At 53.6% G+C, this 26,135-nt stretch carries 12 protein-coding genes; 10 read left to right on the top strand and 2 right to left on the bottom strand.

Features of this window, described 5'->3' with window-relative positions; translation table 11 throughout:
• The first annotated feature begins 296 nt into the window (after positions 1 to 296).
• The 7 genes from SCARR_RS08360 to SCARR_RS08330 all read left to right on the top strand — a co-directional run bounded on the left by SCARR_RS08360 (position 297) and on the right by SCARR_RS08330 (position 15,902).
• The gene (locus SCARR_RS08360) at positions 297 to 3,467 is read left to right on the top strand and encodes a hypothetical protein (RefSeq protein ID WP_136061031.1); all 3,171 of its coding nucleotides are present in this window, start codon (positions 297 to 299) and stop codon (positions 3,465 to 3,467) included.
• Positions 3,468 to 3,544: 77 nt separating this feature from the next.
• Positions 3,545 to 4,402, top strand: a complete 858-nt coding sequence (locus SCARR_RS08355) for a PEP-CTERM sorting domain-containing protein (RefSeq protein WP_136061030.1) — start codon at positions 3,545 to 3,547, stop codon at positions 4,400 to 4,402.
• Positions 4,403 to 4,641: 239 nt separating this feature from the next.
• Positions 4,642 to 6,378 carry an alpha-L-fucosidase gene (locus SCARR_RS08350; protein ID WP_168433137.1) on the top strand — a complete coding sequence of 579 codons (1,737 nt, stop codon included), beginning with the start codon at positions 4,642 to 4,644 and terminating at the stop codon, positions 6,376 to 6,378.
• Between the two features lie 191 nt (positions 6,379 to 6,569).
• Positions 6,570 to 11,009, top strand: coding sequence for a CBM96 family carbohydrate-binding protein (locus SCARR_RS08345; protein ID WP_136061028.1), 4,440 nt, complete (start codon positions 6,570 to 6,572; stop codon positions 11,007 to 11,009).
• 126 nt (positions 11,010 to 11,135) lie between these two features.
• A complete protein-coding gene (locus tag SCARR_RS08340; protein WP_136061027.1) occupies positions 11,136 to 12,623 on the top strand; it encodes an alpha-L-fucosidase in 1,488 nt (495 codons plus the stop codon).
• 28 nt (positions 12,624 to 12,651) lie between these two features.
• On the top strand, positions 12,652 to 14,178 hold the full coding sequence (locus tag SCARR_RS08335; RefSeq protein WP_136061026.1) for an alpha-L-fucosidase: 1,527 nt from the start codon (positions 12,652 to 12,654) through the stop codon (positions 14,176 to 14,178).
• A gap of 89 nt (positions 14,179 to 14,267) precedes the next feature.
• A complete protein-coding gene (locus SCARR_RS08330) occupies positions 14,268 to 15,902 on the top strand; it encodes a sulfatase family protein (protein WP_136061025.1) in 1,635 nt (544 codons plus the stop codon).
• Positions 15,903 to 16,427: 525 nt separating this feature from the next.
• Here the strand turns inward: SCARR_RS08330 and SCARR_RS08325 are convergent.
• The gene (locus SCARR_RS08325) at positions 16,428 to 18,959 is read right to left on the bottom strand and encodes an RNA polymerase sigma factor (RefSeq protein ID WP_136061024.1); all 2,532 of its coding nucleotides are present in this window, start codon (positions 18,957 to 18,959) and stop codon (positions 16,428 to 16,430) included.
• 560 nt (positions 18,960 to 19,519) lie between these two features.
• On the opposite strand from SCARR_RS08325, the gene SCARR_RS08320 reads away from it, so the two are divergent.
• Entirely contained in the window at positions 19,520 to 21,103 is a 1,584-nt protein-coding gene (locus tag SCARR_RS08320) for an alpha-L-fucosidase (protein ID WP_136061023.1), read from the top strand.
• A 234-nt stretch (positions 21,104 to 21,337) separates the two neighbouring features.
• On the opposite strand, the gene SCARR_RS08315 is transcribed toward SCARR_RS08320, so the two are convergent.
• Positions 21,338 to 23,524 (bottom strand): right-handed parallel beta-helix repeat-containing protein, encoded by a 2,187-nt coding sequence (locus tag SCARR_RS08315; RefSeq protein WP_168433136.1) that lies wholly within the window; start codon positions 23,522 to 23,524, stop codon positions 21,338 to 21,340.
• Positions 23,525 to 23,720: 196 nt separating this feature from the next.
• On the opposite strand from SCARR_RS08315, the gene SCARR_RS08310 reads away from it, so the two are divergent.
• Positions 23,721 to 25,223 carry a sulfatase family protein gene (locus SCARR_RS08310; RefSeq protein WP_168433134.1) on the top strand — a complete coding sequence of 501 codons (1,503 nt, stop codon included), beginning with the start codon at positions 23,721 to 23,723 and terminating at the stop codon, positions 25,221 to 25,223.
• 1 nt (position 25,224) lies between these two features.
• Entirely contained in the window at positions 25,225 to 26,070 is an 846-nt protein-coding gene (locus SCARR_RS08305; RefSeq protein WP_168433132.1) for an endonuclease/exonuclease/phosphatase family protein, read from the top strand.
• Positions 26,071 to 26,135: the final 65 nt, after the last annotated feature.

Genomic DNA, 26,135 nt, shown 5'->3' with positions numbered 1-26,135 from the left:
CGGCATAGATGTACCGCTTGTAGATCTCAATAAACTCTTCCCACGCCCGTTCGTTCTGCTGATCCTGCACGCGGGCAATCAGCGTCTTGCGGGTGGCATATTGGTCGTTCGAGCCTTTTATCATGTCATCGATCATATCAATGAAACGCCACATTGCAGGTTTTTTATACGAAAAGACATTTTTTTCGTAAAAACGTCAAAACCAAGGTAGATGACGGCATTACCAACTATGTGGGCGGGATGCATGCGTTCCGCAGGTGTATCTGAGGTTCAGAAAAGCAAGTAGGAGGAAAATCATGAGAATTAAGCATTATCTGGCACTAGCGGCTGTTTTGGCCATTGCGGGATCGGCCGAGGCCGTTCTGTTGGCTTACGAAGGATTCGAGTATCCGACGACTTCGACAGGATTGTGGTCGGGAACCGGCAATACGGGCTTGAATGGCGGTTCGGGCTTTGCCAGTGAGTGGATTGTTACCGACACTACAGGAACCCCCTACTGGAACATCGTTTCCGGAAGCCCGACGTGGGGTGCACTGACTGTGAGCAGCAATCAGCTATCGCGCATAGAGACAACCGGCACCGAGGAAATGAGCCGACCGGTTTCCGCCGATCTGGATGGTGCCAGCGATCTGTGGTTCAGCATGCTCTGGAGAGGGGGCGACAACGCCGCGTTCGCCATTGGAGGCGCTCCTTTCACAAGCGACACCTCAACGGCTTTATCGTCGGGGCCTGGCTTTGGGTTCCTCAATAGGGACTATAACCTACCTGTTACAGACAAAGGAATTCGCGTTGCTGTCTGGAATGATAGCGGAGCGGTTACCGCATCAGGGGACCTTGGCCTTTCGCGCGGTGATACGGTTTTTCTTGTAGGGCATATTTCATTCAATACGGGAACCGCAGGAGCGGATGTCTATAAACTCTATTCCGTAGGCGTGGATTTGGAGTTAGCGAATGCAACACTTATTGCAACGCTTGAAGTGGATGGTGATGAATCTCTACTGGATACGGTCGCTAAGAATACCAATCGTAATCCGGGAATGGATGAGCTGCGCATCGGAACTGCCTATGCCGACGTTGTGGCGGCTTCCGCGGAATTCATTTTTAACCTGTTGCCGGAAGATCAGCAGGTCATTAGTGCGGATTTTCCTGCCGTTACGGCAACAAACAGTATTCAGGTGGAATATGACAACCATGTCTCCGGCGTGGAAATCACGGCGCTGAATCTCTCCGACACCAATGCATTCAGCGTTTTGACTGCAACGCCGTTCACCATGACAGATCCGATTCCTTCGAATGCGTTGCTGGAATTTGCGTTTGATGCCACTGCGGTCACCAATATCACAGGAGCGAGCGAAGGATTCAATGCCACGGGTTCTGTGGATATTGTGTGGACAAAAGTGGGAAGTGGAGTCTCTAACACTAATGCCGTTGAGTTGATCGGGGATTTCAACAATCCGCTTACAAGATTCAATTATGACAACACCTTGGCCTTGGGGCTTGCATATCCGGCAACGGCGGTAACCAACGATATATCGGTTTCCTACGTGGCTGGTCGACCCGGACATACCAATGTGCAGATCACGGCCATCAACGTGGTCAACGCCTCTACCAACGGATTCAGTGTGCTGACTGCTCCGTTTACGATTCCGGATGCAGAACCGTCCAACTCCGTGATTCAGGTCACATTTGATAACAGCGGCGGACAGCTGGAGAACAAGGACAGCGCGACCGCTGATATTCTGATCACCTGGCAGGAAGCCGGGGGAACCACAAACTATACGGTAACAAGCTCGGTTTCCGTTACCTACCTGAACCTGCCGCAGGGCGTCATCCAGCAGGTCTTTTCTATCCCGTCCAATGTTGAAACCTTTGGTGATGGAAAACTGCAGCTGAATAATTTCGCATTGGCCACCAACAAGTGGATCGGCGCAAACCTCGAACAGAAAGTCAACGATGGTTACCTTTGGGTTAAGTCCGGCGGCAACAACCGTTCGACGGTGAACCTCATCGAAGGAGGAACGCGGGGTATGGATAATTTCGGCCCGCAGGACACCATGGTGCTGAGCAACGGCCTGTATCGTTATGATTTCGATTTCGAAATGACGCGAACACCCAATACAGAAAACATGTGGGGCTTCGGGGCCTATGCATTGATTGGGCAAGATGCCTACGATACCAACAGCATGGTGAACTATGTTGAATTCGATCTGGGTACTGACAATCCGGTATACGTTGAGCCGGAAAACGTTGGTTCGGCCTACACGAGGGTACATCCCAACGGAAAGTTGATCGGCTCTAATCTGATTGCACGAACCACCGGTTCAGTCTATCTGAATATTCAGGATGGAGAGGATGCGGTGTTCGTGATTCAGTCGGGCGGCAATGCCGAACCCTATATCTATGAGCTGACTCTGACGCGCGTTGGCGACTTCGACCCGAATACCGATATCCCGAATTCGCCTGATGCTGTTTTGGCTGCCGACTTCAACGATATCGATGCAACGAACTCGATTGTCATGTGGGTACAGACGGACTCGAACCAGAGTATCGACAGCAACGGGGTTGCCATTGCCAACACCTGGCGCGGTTCGAATGTTATCTGGGAAAACCAGAAGTTCAGAACCATCACCGGCGCGGGAACAATCAAAGCTTCCACGCTTGTTCTTCGCCGCGGTGAGTCCGGATATGATGACGTGGGGGTGCAGGATACCATCGCGCTGACCTCCGGTGTTTACAGCCTAACGCTGGACCTGGACGTTGTGGATACGTTCCAAACCAATACATCGGTGGCCAGTGTTGAGGTCTATGCCCTTTCTCAGGATCTGACCGGCGATGTTAACCAGGTGCGCATCAAGCATACGCCCGGTGACAATCCCTACTTGGTCGCCGACGGCTCTGCAGCGTTTGCCCTGCTCGGCAAGGTGGACTATTCAAACAACGTGTCCGGTGAAGCGGTTTCGTTGACCGATATGCAGGTGTTGGATGATCAGGACGTCGTGATCCTGTTCCACCATCGCGAAGGACCCGACATGATCGTCGATAATGTCGAGCTGGTTCGCACCGGTGATGCCGTGCTGACCGGATACGATGGATGGGCTGCCGGGTTCACTGGCTTCTTCGACACCGCCCTGGAATCCGATCCCGATAGCGATGGCGTCAACAACCTGATCGAATATGCTCTCAACGGCGATCCGACGGATCCTGATACCTCGATCCTGCCTGACTCGTTCACAGACGTGGATGGTGGAAGCAACTGGCTCTACTATGTGCATACCGAGCGCACGGATGACGACACCTTGACCTATACGGTCGAAGCGGGCGATAACCTCGTCTACACGAACTGGAATGTCGCCGGAATTAGTTTCGTAGGCGACTCCGAAACGGTCGATAGCTACAAGTCGGTCACTAATCGTACAGATACGGATGTATCGGCCGAGTTTATCCGCCTGCAGGTGGAAAAAGACTAACGGTTGTTTAAATAAAGATGTAGTGCATCGGGAATTTCGGTTCCCGGTGCATAAGTAAAAACAGCAAAAGGAGAAAAATGAATAAAAAATTTATAGCTGCGGCAACGGTCGCGGTTGTATGCGGGACCACGCAGGCTGCATTGCTGGCTTACGAGGGGTTTGACTACGCAGCCTCGACTGGGATCGGTCAGGTCGGTGGACTGAACGGTGGAACGGGGTTCAGTGATGCTTGGACGAGCAGTCAACCGGTCGACGGGGATTCCAACTTCCAGATTTTGGAAGGCGGCGACAGCTGGGGAGCCTTGGAGGTTTCCGGTAATCGTCTGGATCGAGTCAGTACGGGTGGAACAGAATATCTGGCCCGCACGCTGACTGCCGATCTGGATGCCACGCCCGAACTCTGGTTCAGCGTGTTGCTACGTCCGGGGCAGAATGAGGGCTTTGCGATTGCGGGAAGCCCGTTGGCCGAAGATGGCAGCATACCGGACGTCACGCTTGACGGAAACGCCGGTTTTGGATTCGTGAACAGCGATGATGCCAACTTGCAGGCTGCGGTCTGGGATGATGCCGGTGACCGGATCGTCGGGACTTCTCTCGCATTGACCGGGAAAGACGTGGTGCAATTCATTGTTGGAAAGATTGCGTTTAACAGCGGTGGCTCCGGCGAGGACGTTCTGTCCCTTTATTCCGTCGGAACCGACCTGCTTCTGCCCGGCTTGGCCGGTGCCGATGTCGCTGCCGACCTGGATGAAACCGTTCTGAGCATGCTTACCATCGAGTCAAATCGCGGACCTGGATATGATGAAATTCGGATCGGTACCACGATGGAAGATGTCGGAATCGTTGGAATTGTTCCAGAACCGGCCACACTCGGCATGCTTGTTTTCGCTGGTGGCGGGCTTATGTATATCCGTCGTAAATTTATGATCGGCTAGGCTGGAATAACGATCAGCAACTGAATCAGAAATTAAGCACGCCCCATCCGTTCGCGGTTGGGGCTTTGTTTTGGGTAGGGCTCGCTGTCCCAGCGCGCCGCTCGGCAGACGGTCCATCCCTACCTTCCCAATTTAGGATATAACCAAAACGTAGCGGGGAATTCATCAACTACTTCATGAACTGCGGCATTGGATTCATATAACTCTTCATCATGGAAATGGGATCTAAGGAATCTAAAATGAAAAATTTATACATACCGTTATTCGTTTTCGTGGCCACGGCCACGATCGCGGCCCCCAGCGTAAAAATCTATCCCGATGAAAACCGCGCGCCGCTCGGCACTGATGCGCAGGTGCGCGTCGAGGAAATGGAGGCGGGCAAGTTTAACCGTCCGGAGTTCCGGATACCGGATGCCCAGTACCGCCCGGGCTGGGAGCAGTTGCGCAATCATCCGGTGCCGAAATGGCTCGAAGACGGCAAGTTTGGCATCTACACCCACTGGGGGCTCTATTCCATTCCGGGCAACAAGGAGGCCAGTAATACCTATATTCGTTATATGTACAAGGATCCGGCCGATAGTAAAAAGGGCGCACCCTCGGTCAGCACACTCCACAAGGAGCGCTACGGCGATCCAACCGAATTTGGCTATTCCGACTTCACCAAAAAGTTCCTTTGCGAAGGATTTAACGGGCAGGAATATGTCGATGTCATGAAGGATGCCGGTGCCAAGTTCGGTGGCCTCTGTATTGTCCACCACGATGGGTTCCTCCTGTGGGACAGCGATGTCGTGCCGTGGAATGTCGGCAAGATGGGGCCGAAGCGCGATATCTACGGCGAGTTCGTCGAAGCTGCTAAAGCCTCCGACTTTAAGACCATCGCCACCTTCCACCATGCCCGTAGCTTTGGCTATGCCACCAGCAAGCTTGAAGAGAGCGATTTTACCGCCGAGGAAAAGTCAAAGCTCGACCTCTTCAATCCGAAGTTCGATACGTGGTACTTCCCGAAATGGGGCAAGGCGGATGCCAAACTGTTCAATGAACTTTGGCTTAAAAAAGTCCGCGAGGTGATTGATAAATATAATCCCGACTCCCTCTGGTTCGATGGGTTGAAACCGTCGGATCATTGTGCTGAGGCCAGCCACTTAGACTTCATGAATTATTACTATGAAAAAAATGCAAAGTTAGGAAAGGAAGTCACGGTATTCAACAAGCTTCCCGGGACTCAGATCTTTAATTTCCCGCAGGGCGTCGGCATTAAATGCTACGAAGGAGGCCGCGACCAACCGCCGTATGCCACGGGACCGTTTCTAGTCGACAAGGCCATCAGCTATCCGTGGTCGTACGTTGAAAACAAGCAATATAAGTTTGGCCCGGACTACCACGTTGATGCGCTGATCGACATGGTATCGCGCGGCGGTTATTACTTCCTCTCGCTCACACCCATGGGCGATGGAACCATCCCGCCGAAGGAAAAGGAAATTTGCGGCGAGATCGGTAACTGGCTACGGGTCAACGGCGATGCCATCTACGGCACGCGCATGTGGAAAATCGCCACCGAGGGGCCACTGGGTACCTTTATGTACAAGGCAGACCGCGGCATTATCTACTGGGACTACCGTGAGTCGAACAAAAAAGGTCAGATCCGTTTCACCCAAAAGGGCGATTCTATGTATGCCATCTTCCTCGACTGGGAGGACGATGAATTCACGATCCGTTCACTCGGAAAAGACATGATTCCAAATGCAACGATCGAAAGCGTCGAGCTGTTGGGCCATGACGTCGAGCTGAAGGTGAAGCAGAAGGCCGATGCGCTGGTAATCCAGTCGCCCTCCAAAAAACCGCACAACTATGCCTACGCCTTCAAGATCAAGCTTGTCGGAGACGTCGGCGACAAGATGGTGGCAGGCCAGCCGTTCACCATGGCGGAGGAATCCATGACCTACGACGAGATCGACCAAAAGCATTTCAAAAGGTAGGGAGCGTTCGCCGCCGAAGCGAAGCGCAGATAATTTCCAGTGGAAATAACGCAGTGATTCAAGCGCCGCGCGCACGATGCGCACTCCCCGATTGTTTTTGAACACTTGTTGGTGATTGTCGTCAAATTCCTTCGCCGATGCGATATTTATAGAAGTAATGCAGTATCTTACATCAAACAAGAGGGATTTGAATGAACCACTTTAACGCCATTCTAAATGTCGCGCTTATCGGCTGCGCTTTGTCTGCGACAGCAGCTGACTATTACGTTTCGACCACCGGCAGTGATTCGGCTCCCGGAACCTTCGTGCAGCCGTTCAAAACGCTGGGGCATGCTTTGCAGAATGTCGTGGGGGCCGGCGATACCGTTTACATGCGCGGCGGACGATACCACGAGGAAATCAGTGGGGCCAATCTGCATGGAACGGACGGGAATCCGATTACCATCACCCGTTATCAGAATGAGCAGGTCACATTGGACGGTTCGGAATCGCTGGCCGATCTGGGTGGCGCAAGCTGGAGCGTCTATTCGGGCAGCATCTATACCACCACGATCAGCAAAGATATCTGGCAATTGTGGGTGGATGGAAGAATGGGGATTGCCGCCCGATGGCCGAATGCCAACACCCATCCATGCGATCCCATCGAACCGCAGCTGAAAGCCGACGGCTATACGCCCAAGGATGGATCGTGGTGGGATCTTGACGGTACGTGGGGGCATATACCGGTGTATCCTGCAGATGGAAATATGCAGAACAATCCGGTGTATCAAACCGTACCGAATGTCAGCTTTGCGGGGGGATCGGTTATTTTGAACTATCATTCCGAATCCACCTTTACGCGGCCCATTACAAATCATGTAGCGGGGAGTAATTTGATTGAACATGTTCCGGTGTTCAATCCGCACGACCAGAAGTCGGATGGACGTTTCCTTGTCGAAGCGATGAGTGCGCTGGATCAGGCCGGAGAATGGTATTACGACAAGGATACCGGCGAAGTCCGGCTGTGGTGCGAAGATGGGCAGCCGCCGCAGGGGCGCGATATTCGCGGCAAAACCGTTTCCTGTGCGCTGGATTTTGACAGCGTTGATTATGTGAACATGGTCGGTATCGATTTCTTCGGGTGCACTATTAATTTCCCGAAGGTCGGGCATACGACACTGGAAGACTGCACGTTCGATTATCCCAGTTTTTATCCGCGCATGCTCGGCATCCATAGTTATTCCGGAGAAGCGGCCGGAGAAGCGGCCGCTCAGCCGCCGCAATATGGTGCGACCTACTTCGACGGCGGGAATGGAGCCCAGAATGTCGTCCGCAACTGCATCTTCCGTTACAGCGATGGCTCGGTCAATGCGGATGGCAATGTCGGTACGGTGTTTGAAAATTGCCTGTTTACCCACTTCAGCTTTGTCGGCATGGCGCAAATGGTCATGATGGCCAACGGCGGGGTAGATGCGATTACCGACCGTTGCACCTTTCTGGTCAATGGTTCAAAGGTGATGCAGAAGCACAGCTACATGGATATCCACATGTCGCGTGCGGCTTATTTTGGTTACCTGCAGCAGGATGGCTGCGCATGGCAGTGTAAGGGGGGCGACGGTGTCGGCGGGCCGGCGGACGGGCTGGTTCGTTCGTATCTGTGGCATCATCAGGCCCTCAAGACGGGAACGCGCTGGGATGGCGACGACGGAATCAACGGAAGCGATCATCATCAGGTTTCGATGCGGGTTCCTGCAAGCCATAATACCAAGGGGGATTATCATAAGGTGATCAGCAATGTGTCGGTTGCGCTACATGATCCGACTGAACCGGGGATGAAACTTAAAGATCCCGCGCCGATTCTTGACCCGAAAAACCAGAATTCGGATGTGTATAACAACCTGGCGTCCGGTATCTCTTCTGACTCGGATCTTTATATTCCGTTGACCGGAAATAACGGCAACAACTGGAACGGCTTTGTGGATTCCACCGGCCCGTTGGATCTGGCGAAGAATCGGTTGCGCGATCCGGTGAACATGGATTTTCGCCCCAGCCCCGGCTCGGAAATCATCGATGCGGGAGTGATTTATGCCCCGATAACCGATGGGTATCTGGGGGCGGCGCCGGACATCGGGGCCTATGAGTATGGCGATACACATTACTGGATTCCCGGTTTCCAGTATCCGCAGGCCTGTACGCCGGTTCCACCGAACGGAACAGTAAACGCCAGGCCGGATTGCGACCTGATGTGGCTGGCCGGCAAAGAGGCGGTTTCGCATGATATTTATTTTGGAACCGATCCGGAGAATCTGGTGTATCAGGGTAATCAGTCCCTGTTGAATAATATTTTTGATCCGGGTACGAATGATCTGACCGTGGGGCAGACCTACTACTGGCGCATTGATTCCATCACTCCGACCGAAACCATTACCGGCGACGAATGGTCTTTCATTGTGGGTGCCGACTTTGACATCACGTATACCGATATCCTTGCGACCGAGGATACCTATGTTGCAAACAGTACTCCGGATGCTAATTATGGCGGCAACGAGAGTTTTCCGCTGATAACCCATGAGGATGGAACCGAAACCGAGGCCTATTTTAAGTTCGATGTAAATGTGCCGGATAACATTATTGGCGCGGAGCTGCACCTGTATTCGACCGCCAGCGTGAGATCAGGAAATGTTCTGATCCATGCCATGGACGATACCAGTTGGGATGAAATGACCGTGACCTGGAACACCAAACCGGGGTATGGCGATCTGCTTGTCGGGCCGCTTGATGTTGTGGCCGGAGTCTATAAAGCCTTTGATGTGTTCAGCTATGTTAACAGCACCGGGATTGTCTCGCTTGCGGCCGACCGCATCCTGAACACGTCAATCCGTTCCGTCACTTCCAGAGAACATGAGTTCCCGCCTTTCCTTCGATTGTACCATGTAGACGGGGATCCCGACCTGCCGCCGGACGCGCCGGAAAACCTGACGACATCGAATGCGGTGGGACAGGTGTTCTTGGATTGGGATGACAACACAGAACCTGATCTGGCGGGTTATCAGGTGTTGCGCCGAGAGCATGATGAAGACAACTATACCGCCGTTCATCCCGGACTGTTGAGTGCTTCATCCTATGCCGATACTGCAGGGACGCCTGGCTGGGCATATCAGTATGTCGTGAAAGCGCAGGATGCGACCGGGCAGTGGTCCTATAAATCAAATATGGAATACGGAACAAAGCTGGGCGATGGCAGCAACCATGCCCCGGAATTTACATCCGATCCAATCGTAAAAACAGAGGCCATGGCAGGGGGCGCCTACAGCGATTCGATTGCCACGGATGCATCGGATGTCGATGGCGATACGCTGACCTTCTCACTGCTTTCCGCTCCATCCTGGCTGAGCGTGGCAACAAACGGACTTCTTTCCGGAATACCGGACGCGGCCTATGCCGGCCTCAATACGTTTTCTGTTGAGGTCTCCGATGGCAACGGTGGGATTGATACAGCTGATCTGCATATCACGGTCGAGGTGCCGCCTCCGCCAACGGGCCAGCAGCTCGCCTATGAAGGCTTTGAGTATCTGGCTGGAAATAAAATCCATGGACTCAACGGAGGGTTCGGCTTCAGCTCCGCCTGGGTGAGTACGCAGGCCGGCATTGCTGACGAAAACTTTGAAATCGTGTCTGCCGGGGACACATGGGGCGATCTTCCGGTAAGCAGCAACCGGCTGTCGCGCGTCGGTACCGGGGGAACCGAATCGATTTCGCGGATGCTTACCGCCGATCTGGATGAAACCAACCTCTGGTTCAGTGTGTTGTGGCGACCGAGCAGTAACGAAGGATTCGCCATTGGCTCCGGTGCCTTGCTGGAAGACGGCAGTGTTCCCGATTATATTGACGGGGATGTTGGCTTTGGATTTATGAATACGGACAATGCCAGCGCACGGGCGAGCATCTGGAGCGCTTCAGGCCGTACGGATTCATCCGGTGTCATTGCAATCAGTCAGGATGCCCCGATTCTGCTGGCAGGGTATATCGAGTTCAATGCCGGGACTTCGGGCGAAGACCGCATTACGCTCTATCCCGTGACGACAAACCTTACACTGGGAACTTCGATCTCGCTGGAGCTGGATGTGGATGAAACGACTTTGAACACGCTCACCATGGAAACCAACCGTGGGCCGGGCTATGATGAAATCCGCCTTGGTCGATCTTTTGAAGATGTGGTCTCGGATGAAACGACTCCGCCAACCGTACCGCCTTATGAAGCATGGAGTGCGGAATACGGGCTGACGGGCTCGGATACCAACTTTAACGCTCACACCGATACGGACGGTATGAACCAGCTCGTTGAATATGGCCTAGGAGGAAACCCGACCAACGATGATGCGGCTGCGATTCTTCCAGTGTTTGGAAAATCGGCCGACGAGAGTTTTCAGGGTTTGGAATATATTTACCGCCGTCGCACCGATGCGGCTGCCCGTGGCCTCGCTTACAGGCTCGAGTTGAATACGAATCTGGTTTCCAATGGTTGGAATGCCAATGGCTATTCCGAGGTTGGAACGGCACCGCTCGAAACAGGTTTTGAAGCCGTCACCAATCAGATCTCAACAGAATCTGAAACCAACCAATTCATCCGGTTGCGCATTTCAATTGATTAGGGTAGGGCGCTTTCGATGAAAGCGCCGCCCGCAATGCACCCCCGTGTACGGCTATTCATTGCAGAAAGGATCAAACTTCGGGGGATTCGCGGCGTTTTATAGGTGTATTCAACTCGAGGGAATGAAATGCAGAAGACACGTTTAAGTTTGATCGCCGTTTTGATGATGGGTGCTGCCGTTATCGAGGCCAAAACCTACGAACCCACCTGGGAGTCGCTGGCGACTGCGCCGGTGCCGGAATGGTGGGATCAGGGTAAGTTCGGGATCTTTATCCACTGGGGGCCGTACAGCGTGGCGGGCTACAAGGATCGGCACAAAGGCTATGCGGAAGCCATCACCGCCGATATGTATAAAAAGCCCGAGCGCTATACCGAATTCATGAACAAAAAATTCGGGGCCACCATGCCGGAGTTTGGCTACAAGGATATGGTGCCGCTTTTCAAGGCCGAAAACTGGAACCCCGCCTCATGGGCCAAGCTGTTTAAGGATGCCGGGGCAAAATATGTCCTCCCCACCGGCGAGCATCACGATGGCTTTGTGTTATGGGATTCGGAACTCACCCCCTGGACGGCGACGAAGAAGGGGCCGAAACGCGACCTGGTTGGCGACCTGGGAAAAGCCGTACGCGCCGAAGGGTTGAAGTTTGGCATCTCCTACCACCGCGAGCGCCATCCCGACCGCTTTACGCGGGCAACGGGATTGATCGACGAAGAGATCGAGCGCATGCCCGAAGCCGCTTCCTTGTACGGCCCGTTTGAATACGACGATGCCTTCATTGCCGACTATGTCGCGCGCTGGAAAGAAGCTGAAACAAAATACCGGCCCGACTTCATGTGGATCGATGACGTGCCTTTCCTGCGAGCGGACGATCCACAGGTGGCCAGATTCGAGCAGGCCTTCCGCGAAATGATGGCCGACTACTTGAATGTGGCGGAAGGCTGGGGAAAGCAGGTCTGGTTCAACAACAAGGGCAAGACCATCAACTGGCCGAAGGGTGTTGGATGCATCGAGGCCGACAACCTTAAGATGGAGACCATCGGGCCGCGTTGGCAGAATCCCGCAACGCTCGGCACCTCCTATGCCTACATGGAAAACGAGGAGATTAACGATCTCTATAAAACCCCGGCGGAACTGGTGCGCCTGCTGTGCGATGTCGTCAGCAAAAACGGCAACCTGCTGCTCAACATTGGGCCACGGGCCGACGGCACCATTCCCGAAGGCATGCAGTCCCGCCTGCTGGCCATGGGCGAATGGCTCAAGGTCAACGGCGAGGCCATCTATTGTTCCACGCCTTGGAAAACCTATGGCGAGCATTCGGGCGAACTGATTGAGGAAGAAAATGTTCATTACACCAACCACAGCATGCGCATCCACGAAAAGGAATTCCGCTTCACCGCTAAACCCGGCGTGGTGTATGTGACAGCCTTCCAGCCTCTGGGAAAGGCGGTGGTGCTTAAATCGTTTAAAGCCTTTAAGCCTGCCATCGAATCTATTTCGCTTTTGGGTTCGAGTGCCGTGGTGGATTGGAAGATGACGGTTGACGGATTGCAGCTGTCCTCAAAGGGAGCGCCCTTTGCTTTGGCATCCGTCTATAAGGTTAAGTTGACGCGATAAGTTTAAAACTACATTGAAGGAAACGAAAATGAAGAAAACACATATTGGATTGGTGGTTGTTTGGTTGGCCACTGCGGCATTTGCCCAGGGCGTGTTTGAAGGCCGTTGGGAATCACTTTCGGCTCAGGAAGTTCCCGAGTGGATGAAGGATGCAAAGTTTGGGGTCTACACCCACTGGAGCGTCTTTTCGGTGCCGGCCAAGGGCGGCCCCGATTATATCAAGAATCTCTACAGCGGCCCCGACAAGGATGTGAAGGGCATCTATTCCCACCACGTCGAAAAATACGGCACGCTCGATCAATTTGGTTATAAGGACTTTGTTCCCCTGTTCACGGCCGAAAACTTCAATGCCGATGAGTGGGTCGGTTTGATGCACGAGGCAGGCGCAAAGTTCGGCGGCATCCTGCTGGTGCACCACGACGGCTTCTGCCTATGGGATTCCGAGTTCACCCCATGGAACTCCATGGACAAGGGGCCGAAGCGCGACATCTACGGTGAGATCGCCCAGGCAGTTGGAAAATATGACGACATGAAACTGCTCGCCACCTTCCACCACGAACGCACTTTCGGCTATGCCACCGGATTCATGACCAAGTCCAAAACGCCCATGGAAGAAAAGAAAACCTGGGATGTCTACGACCCGGCCTACAACGATTTCTATTGGAACACCGAGGTCGGTGCGAAAGGCGAGGATTTTGCCGCCGCATGGGAAGGCAAGATCAAGGAAGTGGTCGATAAGTATCAGCCGGACTGCATCTGGTTCGATGGCATCGACACCAAAAAGGGCGTGCTTCCCGAACAGTTGGTGATGGATACCTTCGCCTACTATTATAACGAGTCCATCAAGCGCGGGCAGGAGCCGATCATCTGCAACAAGCACGCTGGCGACTTTAATTTTCCGGAAGAATTCGGCATGCGCTGCTTCGAGAATGCGCGTGAAATGCCGTACGACGTCGGCCCTTGGTTCCTGAGCGACCGCGCCATCGCTTATCCCTGGAGCTATGTCGAAAACAAGAAATACAAGGATGGCCCCGACTACCACACCCGCAGTCTGATCGACCTCGTTTCCCGCGGCGGGGTTTTCCTGCTTTCGCTCACGCCGAAGGGCGATGGCTCCATCCCACCCGAAGAAGTCGCCATCATGAAAGGCATGGGAAGATGGTTGAAGGTCAACTCCGAGGCGATCCACGCCACCCGTCCGTGGAAGGTTTTTGCGGAAGGCATGACAGACATGCGCGCCAGAAAAAAAAGCAAGTCCGGCAAGGACATGCCAGTCTGGAATTATCGCCAGCCCTGGACTGCGCAGGATATTCGTTTCACGCAGTCGAAGGATGGCAAGACCGTCTATGCAATCAGCCTGAACTGGCCGGAAGACGGCAAGGTCGTCGTCAAAAGCCTGAGGGCCGGTTCGGAGCACTATCCGAACGAAATAAAATCCGTTTCCATGGTCGGTTCCGACGAAAGACTCAACTGGAGCCGCACCGCCGAAGGGCTGGAAGTCACCTTTCCGAAGGAAAAACCGTGCGACTGGGCGTTTGCGCTGAAGATTCAATAGACGGTTTTCTTCGCATTCCATCAAAATACGGCGCCTTTGCGGCGTCGTATTCTTGTATCCATACAACATTGTTTGAATAGGGAAACCTGATGAATAGACGAAGTTTTTTAGGCGGGGCCGCGGTGGGCGGCACAGTTTGCGCAACAAGGTCGGCTTGGGCGGCGGATAAAAAACGGCCGAATGTGATTTTGCTGCTGACCGACGACCAGAGCTATCGGACGATGGGGTGCTATGGCAACCCGCAGGCAAAGACGCCGAATCTGGATCGGCTTGCGGCTGAAGGCGTCGTCTTCGACCGTGCGTACGACACCACCGCCATCTGCATGGCGAGCCGGGCGCAGGTGATGACCGGCATGTATGAATACAAGACCGGCTGCAATTTCCAGCACGGGCCGTTGACCGCGGATAAGTGGCAAAAATCTTATCCCGTCCTGATGCGCGATGCGGGGTATCATACGGGCTTTGTTGGAAAGTTTGGCTTTGCGGTCAAACCGACGGCCGACGGCAGCTCCAACTATCACAGCAACGAAGATTTGCCGATGGATTCGTTCGACGAATGGTACGGTTGGCCGGCGCAGGGGCAATACCGGACCGCCGATAATGAATTTGTTGCACAGTATGCTGAAAAGTATCCGCACGTCACGCGGGCGTGCGGCGCGGTTTCGCAGGACTTCATCAAAAACGCTGCAAAGAGTGAGGAGCCGTTCTGCCTTTCCGTCAGTTTCAAGGCGTCGCACGGTCCCATGTCGCCCGATAAGTTTTTCAACGACGTCTATGCCGATACCGTCTGGGAAGAGCCGCCGAACTATGATGAAGCCGGAGCTTCGCTCAAGCCGCCGCAGGCCAAAGGCGGCCGGCAATATATGAGCATTAAGGATTTTCGCCCGGATAAATATCAGGAAACCATGCGCAAATATAATCAGCTCGTCTACGGCATCGACTATGCCGTCGGCATGATTCGCGAAGAGCTCGAACGTCAGGGTGTGGCCGACAATACGGTGATTCTTTTCCTGACCGACAACGGCTACAGCTGCGGCGCCAACGGTATGGGGGGTAAAGTGCTTCCCTATGAAGAACCGAGCCGTTCGCCGATGATCGTCTACGATCCGCGGCATCCGGTTTCTGGAAAGGGCGCGCGCGTGCAGTCCGTAACGGCCAACATCGATATGGCGCCGACCGTGCTCGATGTTGCCGGACTTCCAATCCCTGGAAACATGGACGGGAAAAGCCTGATGCCGCTTCTCGATAATCCGAAGGGCAAGGTTCACGACTCGATCCTGCTGATCAATGCGTGGGGCAGTGCACCGACCCATTCGCTGGCCGTGGTGACGGAAGACTACAAATATATCCACTGGCCGTTCAACCATGAGATGCAAGTAGCCGAAGAGCTGTATGATCTCGGCAAAGACCGCTATGAAATGAACAACCTCGCGGCCAACCCCGAAAAGCAGGAGATCCTGAAACGTATGCAGAAGCAGTACGATGAATCGTTCGCAGCCTGGAAAAAAGAGTGCATCGACTACGGCAACTATCCGCTGTTTTCAAAGATCTATGACCGGCATATCGCCTGGGACGACAAGCTGGCTGCCATGGACTCACGCACGCGGCGCAACTATCAGGAGTGGAATCAGGAGAAACCCAAGAAAGAGGAGTCTCCCGAAAAGAAGGCCGCCAAAGCCGCCGCCCGCGCCAAACGCAAAGCCGAACAAGCGAATAACCACTAAGGCACGAAGGACACCAAGAAATAAATCTGGATTAGTGAGCCTTCGTGCTCTTCGAGTCTTCGTGGTAAATAATCTGTTGGAACAGCATGATTTAGAAGGATATAGGAAGAACCACCTGTAAATGCCAAAAATTTGGCGAAGGCGAAAAAGCAGGCGGGAACGAAAAAGAAAATCGTGAAGAGTGACGATTGAGGCGTGATCGCCGAGCGCACCTCCCGCACCGCCCGCCCGCACCGTACACACGCACCAAATCCGCCGTGCGCGCCGAGCGTACGCACTGCTCGTGCGCACCGATCCGCCGCGCGGACAGTCCGGCGGTCTGTCCCTGCCTTGTGCGGCAGGTAGGGCGCGACCGCCGGGCGCGCCGCCGCGGATGCAGAGCCAAATCAGCGCGGTCGTCCGCCGGGCTCGGAGAGCCAGTCCTACCAATAGATTATGACCGCCGTCCTCCGACCTCTGTTCTCAGTCCAGCAGGTTCGTAAGGGAATTCCCCGCACTTGTCCGCCGTCTTGTCCCGCCTTAGCCTTATTTATCGCAGCATACTTCCTTGGATTGGTTGGGCTCAAGGAGGAGTCTTTCGGGATACTCCGACAGGATTTCTTTGATGGCGTAACTGTCTATGTTGTGAGGGGGGACTCCCCATACTGAGTTCTTGAAAATAATCGCATTGTTTTTAGGTCTGATGCGCGAGGCTAACTTGGCCAGGGGAACCTCATCTGTTCCGTCGACCGCTATCAGACCCAGGGCAAGGTTATACATATTGCCGCTGTCTGTGGAATACCTGTTATTGCCTAACCAATTTACAAGGTACTGTTTGACCGCCTCTTTGTCTGCCAGATCCCATCGGTCGAAGATGGTGAGGATACAAGCGGTCTGGCAGGTTGTCTTGAAGGTTGCGTTGTCGGCAGTGAATGTGCCGTCTTTATAGTCAAGCCTCTCGATAAGTTTATCTGGTAGTTCCTGATCCATAAATTCGATGGCGCCCAAGGCGTTTAAGAGTCGTACCCTATGGGCCATGCCTTCGACGTGCGAGCAACTTAGCGCTTCATCTTTTTCCATTACACAGGACGGCAATGAAGCCCACTCACCGTATCCCAGATTTTCTATATCCTCTCTGGCAAGGTCCCATTCCTGAAGCATCGGAATGGTCAGATACCCCGCCTCCAACCCATTGACTACTTCCCGGATTTGAGAGAAAAGAATGCTCCCTTGAGATGTATACCGTTTCTTGTTCAACAGGTCCAAGTAGGCGGCTCTGACCTCTTCAATAGCCATCATGCTTGGGGGCTGTTTGTAGTATGTGATCATTCTTCGATCTGTATCTGAGGCTAGTTCTTTAAAGTCATTTTTGTACCGCCTCATGAACTCATCTTTATAGAAACGCTCGATGGCAGCGGAGTTTAGACGTGGAGTCATACCCATAAAGACAAATAAGCCTACATTTATAACTATCACTAGGGCGAGCGATGACCAGATGAAGGTCTGCAAAATTCTCCGGCCCGTTTTGCGGACAAAAAATCTATTTTGTGGGAAGAGGGGAATCGAAATAGAACGCGCAACGGACTTGTTCCCTGAGGCGTAGTAAGCCCATGACGTTTTGAAATAATCGGCTAGCAGTTCATTCTGCTCCTCAACGGTTCCCCAATGTTTAGGTCGGTCGTCGGACGCAGCGGTTTCTACCTCCACCGTTCCTTCGGGGTATAGTTTGATAGAGAATAACGAAAAGCCCTGTGCCGGAGCGCCTTTGGTCAAGAAGCCCATTAATTTGGTCATAATGCAGGAGAAGCATATATGGTCCTCCTCCACCTCAATCTTTGTAAATAACCGCATGGGATTATTGACGACTCTGGAAAATTTGTACGCGTTCTTCTTTAGGAACTCCATGGTGACGGGCTTTATCTCTGGAGCATTCTCCCGTAAGGAATCTTCTTTCTTAGATGATCCCCCGATTTTTTTCAGCAGTACCCCTCCACCGCCCAATACAAAAACCGGGATGAAGAGGAGAGAAAGCCATGGCCCGACTTCGGATGACAGATGGGGATACAATATTTGCATTGCCAGAAGAGCCCAAGTTCCACACAAGCAAATCGTTCCGACCTTCTCTTTCCATGTCGTAGAGAGGAGATAGTCTTTGCTGCAAAATGCAGGGATCATCAGGATAGGGAAGATCACCCATATCCAAGCCAAGGAGGGGAAGGCTTGGGTCAACGCGAATAGCCCCATCATCGAAATGATCAACAATGATATACGCCTGAATATCCATTGGGTGAATTTCTTATGTGAGTGCATCCATTCCTCGTTAGAATGATCCATGTCCATTAGAATTAGTCTGCTCGTAAATGTTTGGGTGACGAGGATAATCACGACAGGAAGCAAATAGGGCATGAGGAAGGGCAGGAAGGCGAGTTTACAGGAGAGTTTTCCTAGGACGCCGATCTTCCAAGGTTGACTTGGCAGTGCGATGATAACGCTGGATAGGAAGTTCTGGGAGACCCTGAGCTTTCTTCTTCCTTCACCCAGAGCCACCTCTTCCAGGCGCTCACGAAGGAGTTTTCGACCGCGATGAAGGCGTTGTTTTACGGTGTTTTCTGGAACTCCGAGAGCTTTGGACACCTCGGTGATCGACAGTTCCTTTAGGTAGAACAGGACGATGGCTTCGCTGATCTTTGGTGATATTTTGCTCAGCGCTTCTTCTAGGAGATCGCCTGTTTCGTTCTCCGCGGCCGACTGCCTGGGGCCCTTCGCTCTGGTGTCAGCTACTTCATAGTGCCCCTCTAGATCCTCGGTTTTTACGCGTTTTTTCCGGAAAGCGGAGCGGCTAAGATTCCGCGTTATACTACCCAGCCAAGCGCCGAATGCTTCAGGTTTTGCAAGGGTTTGCAAGGCACTAAATGCCTTAACCAGGGCTTCCTGAGCCACATCTTCCGCAGCCTGGACGTCCCGCAGGTGGCTGTAAGCGATGGCGTGTGCCCTATCGGCATACCGCTCCACCAATTCACTGTATCGTTCACGGTCACCGTTCAAAACGGCTTGGATGATCTCTTGGTCCTCTGTCATACAAATGCGTCCTCTAGTTCAGAGTTCAGTGGATTCTATGATAATAGACTCCCCCCGCGAGGAAAAGGTTATATCTAGGTCCCTGAAGAAATGACTGAAGAAATTTGCTCGCCGGATTTCTTTTTGATGTTTGTAGCCACTTTGTCGGTGATGAAGCGGCGGAAAGAGTCGGGGACTCAATCTTCAACATTCATTTAATTCGAACAGAAAACGGTTCCATTTTCGGCCAACCAAGTTTCCTGGTCATGTGCAAGAGCGCCGACGGGGTCGGACGCATTCCAGAGCGGCTGCGCCGCATGCTTTGAGGTGCCGGGCTTTGCGGGCAACTCAGCCACGGGAAACTCGCAATTGGAATTACGAGCTACGGCTTTGCGGATGAACGGCAAGGTGGCCATTTCTTTAGAAAACAGTCAAAAAAGCGAGTTCGGGTGGCGTTTAATCCGTAGACGAAGATATAGCGCGTGAAACGTGAGGCGTGAAAAGAAAAGCTGACGATTGAAACGTGAGGCGTGACTGAATAATCACGACTCAATCGTCACTCATCACGCAAAGGTCGGAATATGAAAAAATATTGGATGGTTCTGTTGGTTTTTGTTTTGGCGTTTTCCGCCCAAGCCAAAAAGATTGATGAAAAGGTCTGGGGCCAGCTGATGGGTCGCGGGGTGCCGCAATGGGCGAAGGACGCCAAGTTTGGGATCTACGCGCACTGGGGCGTCTATTCCGTTTCGGGCGCGTGGGACTATGCGGAACCCAACTGGGGCAACGGATATATCTGCGCCTACCAGCGTTTCTATCACCAGAGCCCGAAAAATGACATGCGCGTTCAGTTCGAAAAAAATGTGGGTCCGATTGCCGAAGGCTTCGGCTACAAAGATTTGGCGAAGCAGTTTAAGGCCGAGGACTTTGATCCGAACTACTGGGCCGACCTCATTGTTCGTTCGGGCGCGAAATATGCCGGCATCTGTGCAATTCATCACGACGGTTATGCGATGTGGGATAGCGATATCATCGATCTCTGCGCCGGTAAGCTTGGGCCGAAGCGCGACCTGCTCGGCGAAATGATGGGGGCCATCGGCGACCGCGGATTGAAAACCTTCACTTCGTTCCACCATGCACGGACCTATAAACATTTTCAGGGAATCACTAAACGCCTCAAGAACGACCCGGCAATGGCGAAAGCAGATCTGCTGGATCCGAATCTGCGTAACCTTTACTGGTATGCAGGCGACGAAGACTATTTTGCGGACATCCGCTACAAGCTGACCAAGGAAGTGATCGATAAATACCAGCCCGACGGTATTTGGTTCGATGGCGGCGGCGGGAAATACGGCACGGAAACCGTGCTGAACGATTTTTTCAATATGGGCGACAAGGCCGGCAAGGAAGTGGTGGTGCACAACAAAGGCAACTTTCCGGAAAAATTTGGTGTCTATTCCTACGAAAACGGCCACGCCCGCCCGCTCTACATCGACTGGCCGTGGGAAGACGATACCCCGTCCGCCACCGGCTGGTGCGACTGGCCGTGGTTCAAGGCCATTGAATACAAAAAACCGTGCGACATTGTTGTGCGCCTCTGCGATCTCGTTGCCCGCAACGGCGGGTTGCTGCTTTCCATGAATCCGCGGCCCGACGGCAAACTCGACCAGGGGCAGATCGATCTGCTCGAGGGCATCGGCTCCTGGCTGGGGCAGAACGGCGAGGCGATCTATGCCACCGTGCCGTGGAAAATCTTTGCGGAAGGCAATACCGGCTATCTGAAATATTTCCAATATAAGGAAGACGGCACAAAATCCCGTGGCATTCAGCCTGATCCGAAGCAGCTGACGCATGAGGATGTCCGCTTCACCCGCAACGGCGAAAACCTCTACGCCACCGTGCTCGGAGTGCCTCCATCCGGCATCGCGGTCATTAAGTCGCTGGCGAATGGAACCTCGGTTTCAAAATCGAACAAGATCAAATCCATCGAACTGTTGGGGCACGGTGCCGTCAAATGGAAGCGCACGGATGACGCGCTGAACATTCAGCTGCCCGAAACGCTCCCGAACGAATGGGCGCTTTCGTTTAAGATCCGTGTCGATGGCGAGCTCGACAAGAGTAAACCCGATGTCGATGGTTCGAAGATGAAACTCCCGAAGCAGACCTAGTACACTGGAAACCTTAGGCATTCGGATGTGAAACCACTAATTCGCACTAATCGTCACTAATTTATCCAGCTATCCGGGAGGTGTTGATTAGTGTTCATTAGTGAAGATTAGTGGTTCAAAATATGGAAGCTCGGGTTTGCGACAGTTTAAGTGGTACAGGGTACTACTCCGGTTTCGCTCAACCGTACGCGCGGAATACCCTGTTGTCGGGAAACTCGCAATTGGAATTGCGAGCTACTTTATTTCAAGAAACAGCGTCAGCTCGCTGCCGGCGAGAACTTCGCCGGCGCGTTCCCTCAGGCGGTCGTTGACCTGGCGGTGGAGGGCGGCGACTTTTTTCTGGAGCATTTTTTGTTTGGCCGAGCCGTCGGGCAGCTGGTTCTTTTGGTAGATCAGTTTTTTTCGCGTTTCAACTTCCGCGCCCGTCCAGCAGTCGTCATAGAGATCCTGCAGCTTGGTTTTTGAGAGCTTGCTGAGATTGGAGTTCCGGATCCGGGCGGGAAGCTGGATCGATGACTTTTTCGACTTGCCAGCAATCTCCCAGCTCCGGGCGGGGGTGGCATTGATCACAAAATCGATGCCAATGGGATCATTCTTCCAGTCCGCCCCGGCTGTCCACATCGGCTTGCCGAATTCATAGGCTCCTGTATCGATTTTGGCTAAGGGGCGGAAGTCCTGCTTCTCAGGATTTCTCAACAGTTTCGCTACTGCATGGGTTTCCACGTTGCGCGCGATCTTTTTATTTTGGGGCAGGGGGTCGTAGCGGTAGGCAATGGTTTCGACGAGGTTGTTGCGGAAGGTGCTGCGGGTGTTCTGTTGGTCGAGAAACTTGGTTTTCGCCCACCATTTGCGCGGCTCGGCGCGGGTGGGTATGATGAGGCATCCGTGTCCGTTGGTGCCGATGATGGTGTTGTTGTAGCACAGGTTGTCTTCGCCCTTGAGGATCATGCCTTCGTCGCAGTTCCAGATCACATTGTGGTGGAAGGTCAGGCCACGGGTCTGGTCGTCGCCGCGAATGCCTTTGCCGCGAGAATCGTGCGCCCAGTTGTGATGGACCACGCTGCCGGAGGTGTTGGGGCTGCCGGTCTGGATGGCGGCGATATCCTTGCAGGCGAGGCCGGTATTGTAGACCTCGTTGTACTCAATCGTATTGTTTGCATTGAGATGCCAGATGCCCATGTTGCCACTGTTGTAGATGGTGCAGCGGCTGACGGTGGAGTCGGAGGCGGATTTCCCGATGGAGCGGATGGATATGGCCGGGTGGTGCAGGTTGCCTTCCCAGCAAAAGTCGTGGATGACGCAGTTTTCAATGCGGTTGCGGCTTCCGGTCAGGCTGATGCCCGCCGTGTTGCCGTAGGCGATGCCAACCTTGCGAACGATGTTGTCGTTCCCGCGAATCATGGTTTGCGGAATAGGGGCGCTCTCGCCTTTGGGCAGGGTGTCGGTCAGGATGGGGGCATAGTTGGGGTAAAGGATGCGGCAGTTTTCGATCGTCAGGAAGTCGCTGTTTTGGAAGCGGAAGGTGCATCCGAAAAATCGGAGGCCGGAGATTTCGATATGATCTACGCCTTTGCCCTCGATGCCGAACGTTCGCGTTTTTATCGCAACCACCCCGGCCTTTGGCGTGCGTCCGTCGGGGGGGATGAAATAGAGGCGTTCCCCGTTGTGGAACCACTCTTCGGGGGTGGTCAATGCCTCGATCTTTCCACGCAGGTAGAAGCTGTCGTCCCACCAAGTGGGACCCTCGGAGAGATCGTTGTTGGTTCGGATTGCGAGATTATAGATGAAGGAGGTCGAGCCTTTTTCATGAGAGGTTACGATCCGCGACCAGGTTTGGAATTGCTGGCCCACGTTAAGGGTCGCCATGGCGCCGGTCCAATCTACACCGGTTTTCGCCAGTGCGCTGCAAACCATCAGATCCTGCTTACTACCTTTTTCGCTGTCCGCCCAGGTGGTTCGATCCCAGATGCGCGAGAACGGCTGGTCTGGCCAGCGCGCCTCGGCCATCATCCTTCCCTTATAGAACAGTTGGGTCGTGGGTTGCTCACAGGGGATGGAAAATGCAAGCACACCATTGATCTTCTCTTTTTTCCATTCCCCGTCCATCGGTTCCGTGCCGTCCAGAATTACGGCGGGCGAACCGTCGGCATGCGTAGCGCCGACGACACGGACCGGAGCCTCGCGGGTGCCGGATTTTCGCAAGACGATTTCTTCTCGGTAGGTTCCGGCTTGGATAAAGCAGGAGTCGCCGGGGTTGAGCAGGGCAGCGGCCTTTGCAATAGTGCGGAACGGTTTTTCAGTGGTTCCGGGATTCGAGTCGCTGCCGTCCGGGCTGATGGTATAGGTGTTCGCATCAGTTGCCGGCGCAAGGAGCGCCGCCAGCAGCAACGAGGTCAAAATCGTAATGGGTTTCAGGTTCATACCCATTAAACGTCGAGCGACGCGTTTTTTTGTCCTGCAGCGGTCAGGATAATTATGACATGCCGACGATGGACTGGACTGTTTTTCCCCGATGGGGAAGGGGCGGGCGGTCTGTCCCTGTCTTTTCCTGCATAAAAAGGTCAAAGTGGAGCGGGGATGCGACGTCTTATTAGTGATGTTAATAATAGGTGGTTTTATGAGAAGAATTGGATCAATGAATGGAAAGATCGGTGCGGTGCTGCTGGGGTTTATTGCCGCGTGCGCTTGGACGAAGGGCGCCGGCCAGCAACCCAACATGGTGGTGGTGCTGGTGGACGACCACGCCTTTGAGGCGATTTCGGCGTATGGATCCTATCTGAAAGGCTATGCAAAAACCCCGACGATCGACCGGTTGGCTAAAGAGGGGATGCGGTTCGATAACTTTACCTGCTGCAACTCCATCTGTTCGCCCAGCCGTGCCGCAATCCTGACCGGGCAATATAGTCATAAGAACGGGGTTCAAGGACTGAACGGAAGCATCAACGACTCCTCGCCGCAGTATCCGGTTCAGCTTCAGAAGGCGGGCTATCAAACCTGGGTGGTTGGTAAATGGCATCTGAGCAGTCAGCCCAAGGGCTATGACAAGCATATGGTGGTGCATAAGCAGGGCAACTATTTTGATCCAACCTTCAACGGTTCCGAGGGAACCTGGAACCGCAAAGGCTACTCCACCGATGTTTATACGGACATCGCCATGGACTGGCTCGATAAGCGCGACCCAGCCAAGCCCTTCCTCCTCTGCCTCCAGTTTAAGGCGCCGCATCATGACTATGGCCATGCCGAACGCTATGACGACCTTTTGGCTGGAGTGGAAATCCCCGAGCCGTCCACGTTGTATGAAGCCCTCAGGACGAGCGACTCAAACCTGAAGAAGGAATTTCTAAACGGAACCAAGTTCCACATGCTCCATTCCACCGGCAAGGGCGGGGAATCCTACTATTCACGGCACGTGAATGATGAAAAGCCCGATGCCATGTGGGAACATGATGAAACCAACGACAACGACAAAATCCGCGTCGCCTATCAGCATATGATGCATAAGTACATCCGTTGCATTGCCGGAAACGACGACAACCTCAAGCGGGTGCTCGACTATCTCGATGCGCAGAACCTGACCGAGGATACGATCGTGATCTACACCGCCGACCAGGGCTATTGGCTCGGCCAGCACGGGCTCTACGACAAGCGCCTGATTCTGGAAACATCCGTGCGTATGCCGTTCCTGATCCGCTATCCAAAAATGATCAAACCCGGTTCGGTGAACAAGGATCTATGTATTAACGTCGATATCGCTCCGACGCTGCTGGAGCTGGCGGGCGCAGAAACCCCGAAGGCGATGCAGGGGCGCAGCATGGTGCCGCTGCTCACCGGGGACTGCGTGCCGGACTGGCGCGAGTCGCAACTCTACACCTATTGGGGCGGGCCTCCGAACCACTACGGCATTCGCAACCACCGCTACACCTACATTAAAATACCGGGGCATCCCGACGAGTTGTTTGACCGAAAGGCCGATCCGGACCAGCTTCATAACGTGGCCGGGAATCCGGAAAACAAGGGCATTGTTCAACGGTTGGAAGCTGAGTTAAGAAGGCAAATGAAGGATGTGGATATCAGCCCGGACGATCTGCCCGGGAAAAATAAGCCGGCGAAAGAAAAATAGGATGAAGCTAATCTGCATGGCACTATTTCTAGCGGTTTCGGTCGTGGCCGAACCGTTCCAGATGATGACCTATAACGTGTGGCTGGGTTTTAATAAGAAACAAAACCTCGAAGAAGGGGCGAAGTGGATTGCGTCGCAGGAGTGCGACGTGCTCGCCCTTCAGGAGTTGAAGGGATTCGATTCGGAGCGGCTTGAAGCGGCGGCAAAGAAATGGGGCCATCCGTATGCGCTGATCTTCGACCGCAAGGGTGGATTTCCGCAGGGGTTGACCTCGAAGACGCCGATTGAACGGATTGAGCAAATCATGCCGAACAACGATCCCCGGTTGCGCGGCACGCTGCACTGCAAAACAGCAGGGATGCATTTTTTCATCGTTCACTTTGATCCGCGCAACTATCTCCGTCGCCAAAAGGAGGCTGCTGCGGTGGCCGACCGAGTGGAGGTGCTGGTGGAGGGCGGTGAAAAAGTAATCGTGCTCGGCGACTTCAATGCCCATTCAGTCGCGGATAAGGAAGCCATGGCCTCTAAGACTCCACTGCTGGAGAAATGGCGGGCAAAGGAAGGCGGGGCGCTCCGCGCATTCAATGAAAATGGAGAACTCGATTTTTCCGTGCTGCAATCGTTGTTTGATGCCGGGCTGGTGGATCCATCCAGAAATCCGGTTCCCACATTCCCAACGCGACTGTTGTTTGGTGAAATGCCAGCGGAAGAATTTGCGGGGTTGCAGCAACGCATTGACTTTATTTTGGTGAGCCCGCCGTTGGCGGGGGGAACGATCCGCTATCCGCGCGATCCGGCTTTGGATCAGATATCCGACCATTATCCGGTCGTTCTTGAGATTGAATGAAGAAAGATGAATCCGCACGATAGCGGCTACGCGGATCTCTCGCGTGCCGCCTTGGAGTCTTGAGC

Origin of the sequence: Pontiella sulfatireligans, assembly GCF_900890705.1 — a bacterium.
Lineage (GTDB): Bacteria > Verrucomicrobiota > Kiritimatiellia > Kiritimatiellales > Pontiellaceae > Pontiella > Pontiella sulfatireligans.
The sequence above is the reverse complement of the archived record's forward strand: the minus strand, read 5'-3'. Positions and strand labels throughout refer to the sequence as shown.